Below are 13,074 nucleotides of genomic sequence, written 5' to 3'. Positions count from 1 at the left end.
GGGCGCAGGGGGCTTTGAGCGACTGCAGGTCCTCTCCAACGACCGCAGGGGGACTTCTCGACGCCGGTCCAGGCATCCCAGCCCGTCCGGCGTTTGAGGACGAGGCCCGTTCAGGGCCGAAGCGGGGGTCCGGGGGGCGGCAGCCCCCTGGCGGGGTCGAAGGGGCGGAGCCCCTGGGGATGGGACGGGTAGGGGCGGCGGGGGCGAAAACCTCCCGCCCACCAAAACCCGTGCCACCCACAGCCACCCCCGCCACAATGACCCGGTGCGGTACAGAATCCTGGGCGTAACCCAGGCAGAGGACGACCAGGGCACCGTCGTACCCATCGCCGGCCCCCGCCTACGCGCCCTGCTCACGGCCCTCGCCCTACGCCCCGGCCACCTCACCACCCCCGCCACCCTGATCGACGAGATCTGGCCCGACGCCCCACCCCAGGACGCCCCCGCCGCCCTCCAGGCCCTGATCGGCCGCCTGCGCCGCACACTCGGCAAGGACGCCATCACCTCCGCCCCCGGCGGCTACCGCCTCACGGCAACGAAGAACGACGTAGACCTCCACGTCTTCGAACGCCTCGTACGCCAGGGCATCTCCGCCCTCCACAGCGGCGCCCCCGCCACCGCCGCCCACGACCTCACCACCGCCCTGGCCCTGTGGCGCGGCCCCGCCCTGGCCGACCTCCCCGCCCGCACCACCGCCGCGACCCGCCCGGAGACCCTGCGCCTGGAGGCGACCCGGGCCCGCATCGAGGCGGACCTGCGTCTCGGCCGCGCCCAGGACGTCCTACCGGAACTGAGGGAACTGACCGAGGCGCACCCGTACGACGAACCGCTGCACGCCCTCCTCATCCGCGCCCTGCGCGACACGGGCCGAGCCGCCGACGCCCTCACGGTGTACGAAACCACCCGCCAGGCCCTGGCCGAAGGCCTCGGTACCGACCCGGGCCCCGAACTCCGCGCCCTGCACACACAGTTGCTGACACAGCCGCCCTCGGAGACGGAACCTCAGCCGCAACCGCAACCCTGGCAGCCCACCCTGCCAAGCCCTCCAAGCCCGCAGGCCCCCCAACCCCCCGAGCGCACCGGCAATCTACGTCCCCGCCTTACCTCTTTCGTGGGCAGGGAACTCGAACTCGACGCCATCCGTTCCGAATTGCACAGGGCCCGACTGGTCACGCTCACCGGACCGGGCGGCTCTGGAAAGACCCGCCTCGCCGAGGAAGCCGCCGCCGAGCTCCCCCAGGCGTGGCTGATCGAGCTCGCCCCGCTCGACCAGCCGGAGGCGGTGCCGGGCGCGGTGGTCAACGCACTCGGTCTGCGCAAGACCGTGCTCATGACCAACGAGCTGACGGCCCAGCAGGACGACCCGGTCGCCCTGCTGATCGAGTACTGCGCCCCGCGCAGCCGACTCCTGATCCTTGACAACTGCGAACATGTCATCGACGCGGCCGCCACCCTCGCCGAAACCCTGCTCACCCGCTGCCCAGGGCTCACGATCCTCGCCACCAGCCGTGAACCCCTGGGCGTCCCCGGCGAGTCGGTGCGCCCGGTCGAGCCCCTGCTCCCCGACCAGGCACACCGCCTCTTCGCGGAGCGCGCGGCGGCCGTCCGCCCCGACGCCGACGCCGTGCTGCGCGAGGAGCGCGAGCAGGGGGCCGTCGCCGAGATCTGCCGCCGCCTCGACGGCCTGCCGCTCGCCATCGAGCTGGCGGCGGCCCGGCTACGGCTGCTCACCCCGCGGCAGATCGCCGACCGCCTGGACGACCGCTTCCGCCTCCTGACCTCCGGAAGCCGTACGGTCCTGCCCCGCCAGCAGACCCTGCGCGCCGTCGTCGACTGGTCGTGGGAACTGCTCGACGAACGGGAGCGCACGGTACTGCGCGAGGTGTCCGTCTTCGCGGGAGGCTGGGACCTCGCGGCGGCGGAGGCCGTGTGCACCGGGCCGGTCGCGGACCTCATGGGCGCGCTGGTCGACAAGTCCCTGATCGTGGCCACCCCGTGTGAGCGGGACGGCTCCGACGGCATGCGGTACCGCCTGCTGGAGACCATCCACGAGTACGGCGTCGAGCGCGCCGCCGAGGTTCCCGAGCTGCGCCTCGCGGCCGAGCGCAGGCACGGCGCATGGGTGCGCGCGCTCGTCGAGCGGGCCGAACCACTGCTGCGTTCCGCCGACCAACTCCCGTGGATCTCCCGCCTGGAGACGGAGCTGGACAACATCAGGGCGGCCCTCGACCGCGCCCTCACGGCGGGCGACGAACCGGCTGCCACCTCCATCGCCCTCGACATGGGCTGGTTCTGGTGGCTGCGCAACTACCGCCAGGAGGGCACGGCGTGGATCGACCGGACGCTGCGACTGGGGGCGGCCCTGGACACCCTCGACGCTGACCCCTCGGTCACCTCCATCAACTCCCGGGCCACCGCCCTCGACCCGATCGACGCCTTCCTCGCCACCCCCGAAGAGGAGACCCACCACCCGCTGCACCACCCCCCGCGCCACCCGCTCCACCTCCCCCGAATGAACCTCCGCCTGCTCCATCTCTTCCTCAAGTCCGAGACCGAACCGCTCGACGCGCTGCTGGACGAGCGGATGCGGCGCTACATGATCCGGATGCGGGAGTTCTTCGAACGGGGAGGCCCGCAGTCGGCGCGGCTGCCGGGGCTGGTCTGGCCGTTGATCGCCTTCTTCCTGAGCGACTCGCGGGACATCCGGGCCGCCATGGACGTCGCGGTCGCCAACTGCCGTGCCCACGGCGGCGACTGGGAGGTCGGTGTCTCGCTGATGTTCCGTACGCACATGGCTGTCGACTCACCCGGCGACCTGGAGGGCATCGACGACGACCTCGCGGAGCTGCGCATCCTCAGCCGCCGCGTCGGCGACCGCTGGATGTGGGCCCAGGTGTGCAGCGCGGCCGGCGAGACGGCCATGTCGCGCAGCCGCTTCGAGGAGGCCAAGGGCGAGTACGAGGAGGCGCTGCGGCTCGCCGACGAGGTGGGCGCGTACGCCGAGACCCCGTTCCTCGTCGCCCGGCTCGCCGAGATCGCCTACCGCTCGGGCGACCGTACGGCCGCGCGGGCCGCGCTGGACGAGGCGAGCGCGGTGGCCGACCGTTACGGCGTGGCGGACTCAAGGGCGTTCGTCCTGCTGCTGCGGGCCCAGATCGCGCTGGACGACAAGGAGACCGACCGCGCGCGTGAGATGTGCGAGGGGGCCCGCGCGGAGATGGCTCGCGGCACGCCACCGCCCCAGTTCATCGCGATGCTGAACGCGGTCGACGCCCTCGTCGTGACGGCCGAGTCGGGCCCGGAGCACGGACTTCCCCTTCTGGCCGACACGCTGCGCGTGGCCGTGGAGAACCGGTGTGCCGACGTGATCACGGCGACCCTCACGGACGCCGCGGCGGACCTGCTGACCCGCCTCGGCGACCACCCGTGCGCGGTCCGTCTGCTCGCCGCCTCGGAGCACTGGCGCCGGGGCCATCCACGCCCGCTGCCGGAGCGCGCACACGCCGAACGGGCCGAGGCCGCCGCCCGCACCGCGCTGGGCGCCGAGCGGTTCACCGAGGAGCACACCCGAGGCACCGTCCTGACCCGGGACGACGTCCTGCGTGACCTCGCCGCGGCCGTGCGCGTTCTCTGCGGCCCTACCCGCAGCTGAATTTCGACTCCGCCCAGTCCGCCAGCAGCAGGGTGTCGAAGGTGCTGTGCGGCTCGACCACCAGCCGTACGGTCCGGCGCCCGGTGAGGTTCACATGGACCGGCACCGCCGCGTCCCCGCCCTTGAGCACCGCGGACCGCCACAGCCGGACGCCGTCGGCGTAGACCGAGAAGGAGAACTCGCCGAGCCCCAGGTTGGTGTCGTCGACGCCGACCATCGCGTCGTAGGCGGAGCACTCCCGGTTGAGGTCGATGGTGACGGAGGACCGGCCGTGCACGGTGACGCCGTGCGCGTACCGCTCGTCGGCGATCGACACGCCGTACCGCTGCCACACCCAGCTGCTCTCGCCGAGCCGCATCTCGGGCTCGGTGCCGTCGCCGGCGAGGTCGTACGACAGCTCGCTCCACTGGTAGACGGCCGGGGCGGGCGGAGGCGGCGGAGGCGGCGGAGGCGGCGTGGGCGTCGGCGTGGGGGCAGGGGTCGGCGTCGGGGAAGGCTTGGGCGTCGGACTGGGCGTGGGCGACGGCGTAGGCGTGGGTGTCGGAGTCGGAGTCGGGTCGGGCTTCGGCTGCGCGGCCGGGACGATCGCCGGCGGCTCCTGGGCCGGCGGCTCCGCGGCCGGCTCCCCCTTCGACGGCTCGGGCGTCGGCGTCTCCTCGACGATGGGGGAGGGGACCGGGGGCTGCTTGGCGTCCGTCTTGTCGGCCGGCCGGTCGTTGCCGGCCAGCGCGAGCACGATCGCCGCCGCCACGCCCACGGCGACCACACCGGCCGCGATCCCGGCCTTCAACGGCGCGCCGAGCCCTTCGGAAGCGGCCGCGCCGCCCCCGCCGCTCGCCCCGCCGGAACTGCCGCCCGCCGCCCCGGCCCCACCCGCGGCGCCGCTCGACGAACCGCCGCCCGCCGCGGCGGCCGCCCCCGCTGCCCCGGCCGCGCCCGCCCCGGCACCGCCGGCGATGAGCCCGGCAGCCTTGGCGTACCCGGCGGCGCCGAACCAGCCGATGACCGCGACCGGCACGACGGCGGGGATACCGCTGGCGACTTCCTTGATCTGGCCCGCGGCCAGCCGGCACTTGGCGCACTCGTCCAGGTGCTTGCGCAGACCGCGTTCGGCACGGGTGCGCAGGCTGCCGCGGGCGTACGCGCCGAGCCGGTCGGCGTAGCGGGCGCACTCCTCGTCGCCCACGAGGCTGGCGCTGACGTGGGCCTGGAGGTAGGCCTGCTTGAGCCCCTCGCGGGCGCGGCTGGCGAGCACACGCGTGCCGTTGGCGTCGAGCCCGAAGAGCGTGGCGACCTCGCTCGGCGACTCGTCCTCGACCTCGGTGTGCCACAGCACCGCCTGCCAGCGCTCCGGCAGCGACCGGAAGGCCTGCATGGCCAGGGACTGCTCGGCCTCGTGCAACGCCCGTACGTCCGCGCCGAGATCAAGGGTGTCGTCGTCGGACACCTCGGCCACGCGTGCGGACTGCGCGGCGAACACCGCGAAGTCGTCGACCAGTTGCTCCCGCCGCGCCGATCTCGTCCAGTCCGCGGCGGCCCGCCGGATCGAGGTGAGCAGATACGCGCGTACGGCGTGCTCGGGGCCGGAGCCGCCGCGTACCGCCTGGAGCATGCGGGCGAACACCTCGGCCGTGAGGTCGTCCGCGGTGTGGGCGTCACGGCAGCAGGTGCGCGCGTACCGGCGCACCGCTCCCGCGTGGCGCCGGTACAGCTCCTCGTAGGCGGTGTCGTCGCCGGAGCGCATCCGCCCGATCAGGTCGGCGTCCGACGGCGGCATGTCGCGCGGCGGCGGCAGCGTGCTGTCCTCGCGCCGGTCGCGCTGGGCCGGGACGCTGCCCTCCGCGCGCCCCTGAGGGCGGCCTCCCGCGGGCCTGCCACCCGGCGGCAGGTCCGCCCGTCCGCCCTGACTCGGCACCTGCGGAGTCGACGAGTCACCGTCGCCGAGTGACTCGTCCCGACCGTCAACACTCATCGCGGAATGCCCCCGCCGCCAGCTCTACCCGTCCCGGACACCGGGTCAGGGTGCCATATTGGCTTTCGGTCAGGACCCACCCGTACGGACCATCCACTCGTCCGTGGGCACATCCCGCACCGCCGTACTAGCCCTCACCCGTACAAGGAAGGCTCAAACTGCGGCAGCCATACGGGAGTTGAGCGCGAGGCCCGAAATGGGCAGCATGTCCCACGGTGGTGTCCGAAACGGGGACAGCGCGGCACCCCGCCTCCTGGTCACCCCTTCGAAGCAACCGCCGCCGCTTCGGCCGGCTCACGCCTGAGGCCGCGACCGCAACCCCTCCAGCAGGATGTCCAGCAACCGCGCCGAGGCCGCCGCCTGCTGCGCCGCATCCGGCAGCGAGGGCGCCGCCGTCGCGATCACCAGCAGGACGTCCGACACCGACACGTCGGCCCGCAGCTCGCCCGCCGCGCGCGCCCGCTCCACGAGCTGGCCCACCACGTCGAGCAGAGCCGCCGCCCCGGCGTCGTCCACCGCGTTCGCCGGCACCGCCGCAGGCTGCTCCGGCACCAACCGCAGCTCACCCGCGCCCGGCTGCGTCCGCTGCTGCGGCACCCGGGCCTCCTCGAGCACGGTGCCGTCCTCGGCGACCCCGACCCGCAGCACCTGCGGCGGCAGCAGCCGCCCGGCGCCCGAGGCCACCGACGTGCGCAGGAAGCGCGACAGCGCCGACCACGGCTCGTCCTCCTGGCCGAGCGCCGCACGCGCCTGGTCGGTCAGCCGGGAGGTCTCCTCCTCGGCTATCCGCCGCACCAGGACGTCCTTGCTCGGGAAGCGCCGGTACACCGTCCCGACGCCGACCCGCGCGCGGCGCGCCACATCCTCCATCGGCGCGCCGTACCCCAGCTCGCCGAAGACCTCACGCGCCGCACGCAGCACGTGCTCCAGATTGCGCTGTGCGTCCACGCGCAGCGGCGTCGTACGCGAGCTGTCCCCGCGCATACTGCCCGCAGCCGCGCTCATCGTGCCGCCCACCGCTCCGCCGCCCGATGCGATGGCGGACGCGGAAGACCAACGAGAATCCTGAACATGCATAAGCGATCCCCCGGTAATGACGTCTCCCCCCGGAGACACTCCCCGTCATTGCAAAGCCGGAGCGTCGCGGAACAAGCCCGGACCACGAGCCCGCCCTGTGCCAGTCGCGGACCCGAAGAGCGCATCCCCCTACACCCCGTCGACACACGAACATAGTTGAGCGAGGGTCAATTCAGAAGGGGCAGGTTCCGCACGGAGCGCCCCTCGATCGGAGTACGGGTCGTTTACGTCCAGATTTCACCCCCTGCGATCCCCCGGCGCACGCCCGTTGACCTGCGGAACTTCCTCACACTCCGGCAATTCGGCCAAATCGCGGCGTCGCCGATCTCCGGTCACACAAATTGCCGAGCCTGTGGACAAACGCAAGCGCGGGGTGCGTCATGGGATGGTGAAGGAACGTGCGCGCATTCTCGTTGTCGGCGGCGGCTACGTCGGGATGTACACGGCCCTGCGCCTCCAGCAGGGGCTGAAACAGGAACTGGGGCGGGGCGAGGCCGAGATCACGCTCGTCACCCCCGACCCGTACATGACGTATCAGCCTTTCCTCCCCGAAGCGGCCGCGGGCTCCATCTCCCCGCGCCACGTGGTCGTACCACTGCGCCGCGTCCTGCCCCGGTGCCGGATCATCATCGGCGAGGCCACCGCCATCGACCACGCCAAGCGCACGGCGACGCTCACCACTCTCGCCTCGGAGGAGGAGGGCACGGGCAGCGAACAGCTCTCGTACGACGAACTGGTCCTCGCCCCCGGCTCCATCTCGCGCACCCTCCCCATCCCCGGCCTCGCCGACCACGGCATCGGCTTCAAGACCGTCGAAGAGGCCATCGGCCTGCGCAACCACGTCATCGAGCAGATGGACATCGCCTCCTCCACCCGCGACCCCGCGATCCGCGACGCGGCCCTCACCTTCGTCTTCGTCGGCGGCGGCTACGCGGGCGTGGAGGCCCTCGGCGAACTCGAGGACATGGCCCGCTACGCCACGCGCTACTACCACAACGTCCGCCCCGAGGACATGAAGTGGATCCTCGTCGAGGCCTCGGACCGCATCCTGCCCGAGGTCGGCGAGGACATGGGCCGCTACACCGTCACCGAACTGCGCCGCCGCAACATCGACGTACGCCTGCACACCCGCCTGGAATCCTGCGCGGACCGCGTCGCCGTCCTCAGCGACGGCGCCCGCTTCCCGACCCGTACGGTCGTCTGGACCGCCGGCGTCAAACCCCACCCGATCCTCGCCGCGACCGACCTGCCACTCAATGAGCGCGGCAGGCTGAAGTGCACCCCCGAGCTGTCGATCGAGGGCACCACACACGCGTGGGCCGCGGGAGACGCCGCAGCAGTCCCCGACGTCACCGCAGGCGAAGGCAAGGAGTGCGCGCCCAACGCCCAGCACGCCCTGCGCCAGGCCAAGGTGCTGGGCGACAACATCGCCCACACCCTGCGCGGCGAGCCCCTGGAGAGGTACGCCCACAAGTACGCGGGCTCGGTCGCCTCCCTCGGCTTCCACCAGGGCGTCGCCCACGTCTACGGACGCAAGCTGAAGGGCTACCCTGCCTGGTTCATGCACCGCGTCTACCACCTCAGCAGGGTGCCGACCTTCAACCGAAAGGCCCGCGTCCTGGCCGAGTGGACCCTGTCGGGGCTCTTCAAAAGGGAGGTCGTCTCCCTCGGTTCGCTCGAACATCCCCGAGCGGAGTTCGAACTCGCGGCCGGTGGAAAGGCTCCTCACAACCCGGAAGGCGACCCGAAGGGGTCGTCCTGACCGGACCCAGGAACTCCACCGACGAGGCAGGCGTCTGACGGGTGTCGGCCAGGTCGGCCGCACTGCCAGACTGATCCCCGAACCGATCCCGACCACGAGGCTCTCCCCACAGTGCTGCAACCCCGGGGTGCTGATGCCCCTCAGACCCCAGGCCGGGTCCGGAGCTGGCCGCAGACGACGACACGAGGCAAGGATTCGTGAACTTCACGCGCTGGAGCGCCCGGCTCCCCGGAACGCAGCGCCGCGCCGCAGCGCGGACCGAACCCGCGGCGGTCACCCACGACCGCCTGGGAGAGAGCCCGGGCGCCGTCCCCGCGGCCCGCGCCGAACAACTCACCGACGAGGCCAAGCCGATCCCCGCAGTGGACGAACTTCCGGTCCGCGAGGTCCTGGACCGAGTCCCGGCCCTGGTCGCCCTGGTCCACGGCTCCGACCACCGCCTGGCCTACGTCAACGACGCCTACGTGGCGGCCTTCGGCCCGCGCCCCCCGGGCGAACCGGCCCGAGAGGCCCTCCCCGAACTGGCCGAACTGGGCCTGCTCCCCCTCCTCGACCAGGTCCTGCGCAGCGGCAAGCCCCGCACCCTCAAGTCCCGCAAGGCCCCCGACGGCCGCTCCTACACCTTCACCTGCACCCCCGTGACCGAGGGCGACGGCGGCGTCCTCGTCTTCGCCACGGACGTCACCGACCACGCGGAAGCCGCCGAGCGCCTGCGCGCCAGCGAACGCCGCCAACGCGAAACGGCCGTCACCCTCCAACGCTCCCTCCTCCCCCAGGAGCTCGAAGAACCGGACGACCTGCGCATCGCCGCCACCTACCACCCCGGCGGCACGGAGGCCGCGGTCGGCGGCGACTGGTACGACGTGATCACCCTCGGCGGCGGCCGCACAGCCCTGGTGATCGGCGACGTCATGGGCAGAGGCGTACGAGCAGCAGCGGTCATGGGCCAACTCCGCACGGCAGTGAGGGCCTACGCCCGCCTGGACCTCCCCCCGCACGAGGTCCTCCAACTCCTGGACGGCCTGGCGACGGAAATCGACGCCAACCAGATCGCCACCTGCGTCTACGCCGTCCACGACCCGAACGAGGGCCGCCTGGTGTACGCCTCCGCCGGCCACCTCCCGATCCTGGTCCGCGACGAGAGCGGCGCGGTCCAACGCGCGGACGAACCCACCGGCCCGCCCCTCGGCACAGGCGGCTGGATGCACGCCTCCGGCTCGATCGCGCTGGGCCCCGGCTCCACCGCCGTCCTCTACACCGACGGCCTGGTGGAACGCAGGGACGAGGACCTGGACGAGGGAATCGCCTCCCTGGAACGAGCCCTGGCCGGCGCGACCGGCACCCCCCAGGTCATCTGCGACCGCCTGGTCCGCACAGCAGGCGTGACGGCGGACCACGACGACGACGTAGCGGTCCTCGTCCTCCAGCACCCGGCGCGCACGGGCCCCGACAGCGACCTCTTCCGCAACGCGGCCCTGGAACTGCTCGGCGGCATCGAAGCGGCCCCACGCGCGCGTGCCTTCGCCTCCGGCGTCCTCACCAGCTGGCGCTTCCCGACCGACCTCCACGACCTGGGCGTCCTCGCGGCCAGCGAACTGGTCGCCAACTCCCTCCAACACGGCACCCCACCCATGCGCCTACGCCTGCGCCGCACCGACCGCCGCCTGATCATCGAGGTCACCGACGGCGACGACCACCTCCCGCGCCGCCGCCGAGCCGAACCGGGCGACGAATCAGGCCGAGGCATCGCCATCGTCGCCACGGTCGCCTCCGCCTGGGGCTCACGGAGAACACCGGGCGGCGGAAAGGCCGTGTGGTGCGAGTTCGCCCTACCGAACCGCCCGACCGCCCCTCCAAGACCCTGACCTCGTCGCAGCCCAGCGTCGACCGGCACCTCCCAGCTCGCCCACGGCCCGGCCGAGACCGCGCGCCACTTTCGGGACGAGCACGGCCATTCCTAGCCCCCACCCACCCGTAGGGGGCTTGGCCCTGCGGCGCTGACCTCGCTTCTCGGCGCCGGTCGGCATCTCTCAGCCTGTCCGGCGTTTGAGGACGAGGCCCGTTCAGGGCCGAAGCGGGGGTCTGGGGGCCGCAGGCCCCCAGGGGGGCGGGGTCGAAGGGGCGGCAGCCCCTGGGGGATGGGACGGGTAGGGGCGGCGGCGGGGGCGAAAAAACTCAGGCACCCGCACGAGCCCCCGCAGGCGCCGCAGCCCCCTGCGCCACCACCCGACTCTTCCCCAGCCACGGCTGATCCTGCACGGCACTGAGCCGACGTCCCAGCCGCACAGCGAGATACGTGATCCCCAACGAGAACACCAGAAACGTCACGACATACGGCCCATGCAACGACGCCCCCATGGGCCCACCCACCGCCGGCCCCACCGCCAACGCAAGCTGCTTCACCAGGGCAAACGCAGAGTTGTACTGCCCAGCCATCCCCTCAGGCGCCAAGTCCGCCACCAACGGAGCAACAGTCGGCGACAACATCGCCTCCCCCAGCCCGAACAGCGCATACGTAGAGATGAAGGCAGCCGTAGCCATCTCCTGACTCCCGTGCCCAAGCCCCGCATACCCCGCCGCAACCCAAGCCACGGCCCAGATCAGCCCCACAGCCGCGATCACCCGTGACCGCCTTCGCCGCTCGACGAACTTCAGCACGGCGAACTGAGCCACCACGATCATCGCGGTGTTCGCCGCCAACGCCGTCCCCAGCGCAGAAGTCGAAACCCCGGCCGCCTCGACCCCGTACGCACTCAGCCCCGACTCGAACTGCCCGTAACAAGCGAAGAACAGCACGAACCCCAGCACACACAGCTGCACCATCGCCCGATTCCCGAGCAACTGCTTCCAGCTCCCCTTCGCCGACCGAGCCCCCGGCGCCCCCTCGATCCACGGCGCACGAGGCATCCGCACCGTCGCCATCACCACGACGAGCACCAGGAACATCGCCGCCTCGACAGCGAACAACAGCGTGAACGACGAGACACTCGACGCGTCGACGAGATGCCCCCCGATCAGCCCGCCGACCCCCAGCCCCAGGTTCTGCAGAAAGAACTGCGTCGCGAACGCCCGCGACCGAGTCTCCGCAGAGGAGCAGTCCACGATCATCGTCGCGAGCGCCGGCTGCATCACGGCCTGCCCCGCCCCGAGCGCGGCCGCCGACAGCAGTACGGCCGCCGCACTCCCGGCGAGCCCCAGGCTCAGCGACCCGAACGCGGCAGTGACCAGGGCGGCGAGCAGCACCGGCAGCGGGCCACGCCGGACGATCGCCCGCCCGGCGAACGGCAGCACGACAAGCGCGGCCACGGCGAAGACGGCGAGGACGAGCCCCGCCGTCATGGAACCCAGCCCCCGCACCTGCGCCACGTAGACGTACAGGTAGGGGACGGTGAAACCGAGCCCGAACGCGCTGAGTGCGTTGCCCACGTGGATCCGGCGCATCGCTGCGCCCATCGCCCTGGTCACGTTCACCTCTCTCGTATGTAGACCTGAAGACTTCAAAGCTAAACTTCGAAGCTAAAGAGTACACACCGAAGGACTTCGACGCCAAGCAAGCCCATGCGATACTCGGCCCATGGGCGACACCCCGGACATCAGCGAACCGACACTCGAAGAACAGATCGCCGCCTACCAGCGGGAGTTTCAGGGGCTCGACCCCCAGGTCGAGAAGATCGTCTCCGCGCTGTCCCGCCTGAACCGCCGCATGAATGTCGCCTACGGCCGCCAGACCGCCGCCCTCGGCATCAGCAACGCCGAGTGGGAGGTCCTGAAGGCCCTCGTCCTCTCCGGCGCCCCCTACCGCATGGGCCCCAGCGACCTGGCCAAGCGCCTCGGCCTCACCCCGGCCGCCATGACGCACCGAATCGACCGCATGGTCACCGAGGGCCTGGTCACCAGGGAGCGCGACGAGTCCAACCGCGTCCGGGTGATCGTGGAGCTGACCGTGGAAGGCCGAGAGAAGTGGCTCGAGGCGATGCGCCTGGCCTCTGTCTTCGAGGAGGACCTCCTCCAGGACCTCTCCGCGGATGAACGCACCGCCCTCGGCGAAGTCCTGACCCGCCTGCTCCGCAGGGTGGAACACGCCCAGCCGGACGCCGGCGGACGCCTCACCGACCTGGACTGATGCGTGGCCGCCACTGCCACCAAAAGATCTTGACAGGGGACGCTTGACAGCCCTCTGCCCGATCCGTAGAGTTCTTCGGGTTGCCGCGGAGCCGTAACGGTTCTGCGACAGCACCTTCCGCCGCGAGAGCGGCAACCAAACCACAAGCACGACCTCCCAACGGGGTTGAATTCGGCGTGCCCGAATTCAATTCGATTTGGGTTCGGCAGCTCGATTAGGAACTGCCGAGAGGATCCGCTAAGGTTTGAGACGTCGGAACGGCCCAACAGCCGCGAAGACAAGCCCCGCTGACCGGGAATCAGGCCCGAAAGGATCTGATAGAGTCAGAACCGCCGGAAAGGGAAACGCGAAAGCGGAAACCTGGAAAGCGCCGAGGAAATCGGATCGAGAAAAGATCTGATAGAGTCGGAAACGCAAGACCGAAGGGAAGCGCCCGGAGGAAAGCCCGAGAGGGTGAGTACAAAGGAAGCGTCCGTTCCTTGAGAACT

Annotated in this window: 7 protein-coding genes; 4 read left to right on the top strand and 3 right to left on the bottom strand. The window is 71.6% G+C overall.

What is annotated here, in order from left to right:
• The first annotated feature begins 265 nt into the window (after positions 1-265).
• Positions 266-3,652 (top strand): BTAD domain-containing putative transcriptional regulator, encoded by a 3,387-nt coding sequence (locus tag ACIREI_RS38010; RefSeq protein WP_403343192.1) that lies wholly within the window; start codon positions 266-268, stop codon positions 3,650-3,652.
• Here ACIREI_RS38010 and ACIREI_RS38005 read toward each other — a convergent pair.
• Both ACIREI_RS38005 and ACIREI_RS38000 read right to left on the bottom strand, forming a co-directional pair.
• Complete coding sequence (locus ACIREI_RS38005; RefSeq protein WP_403343189.1) at positions 3,639-5,624, bottom strand: sigma-70 family RNA polymerase sigma factor; 1,986 nt, start codon at positions 5,622-5,624, stop codon at positions 3,639-3,641. The genes ACIREI_RS38010 and ACIREI_RS38005 overlap by 14 nt on opposite strands.
• Before the next feature lie 294 nt (positions 5,625-5,918).
• Positions 5,919-6,701 (bottom strand): TetR/AcrR family transcriptional regulator, encoded by a 783-nt coding sequence (locus ACIREI_RS38000; RefSeq protein ID WP_403343186.1) that lies wholly within the window; start codon positions 6,699-6,701, stop codon positions 5,919-5,921.
• 385 nt (positions 6,702-7,086) lie between these two features.
• Here ACIREI_RS38000 and ACIREI_RS37995 point away from each other — a divergent pair, with 385 nt between their 5' ends.
• Together ACIREI_RS37995 and ACIREI_RS37990 are read left to right on the top strand one after the other, a co-directional pair.
• Positions 7,087-8,463, top strand: a complete 1,377-nt coding sequence (locus tag ACIREI_RS37995; RefSeq protein ID WP_403343183.1) for an NAD(P)/FAD-dependent oxidoreductase — start codon at positions 7,087-7,089, stop codon at positions 8,461-8,463.
• 197 nt (positions 8,464-8,660) lie between these two features.
• Complete coding sequence (locus ACIREI_RS37990) at positions 8,661-10,328, top strand: SpoIIE family protein phosphatase (protein WP_403343180.1); 1,668 nt, start codon at positions 8,661-8,663, stop codon at positions 10,326-10,328.
• Between the two features lie 310 nt (positions 10,329-10,638).
• Here the strand turns inward: ACIREI_RS37990 and ACIREI_RS37985 are convergent, their stop codons facing one another.
• The gene (locus tag ACIREI_RS37985) at positions 10,639-11,904 is read right to left on the bottom strand and encodes an MFS transporter (protein ID WP_403343551.1); all 1,266 of its coding nucleotides are present in this window, start codon (positions 11,902-11,904) and stop codon (positions 10,639-10,641) included.
• Between the two features lie 133 nt (positions 11,905-12,037).
• Between ACIREI_RS37985 and ACIREI_RS37980 the strand changes: the two genes are divergently transcribed.
• Positions 12,038-12,586 carry a MarR family winged helix-turn-helix transcriptional regulator gene (locus tag ACIREI_RS37980; RefSeq protein WP_403343177.1) on the top strand — a complete coding sequence of 183 codons (549 nt, stop codon included), beginning with the start codon at positions 12,038-12,040 and terminating at the stop codon, positions 12,584-12,586.
• Positions 12,587-13,074: the final 488 nt, after the last annotated feature.

Source organism: Streptomyces sp. NPDC093591, assembly GCF_044764885.1.
GTDB lineage: Bacteria > Actinomycetota > Actinomycetes > Streptomycetales > Streptomycetaceae > Streptomyces.
The sequence above is the reverse complement of the archived record's forward strand: the minus strand, read 5'-3'. Positions and strand labels throughout refer to the sequence as shown.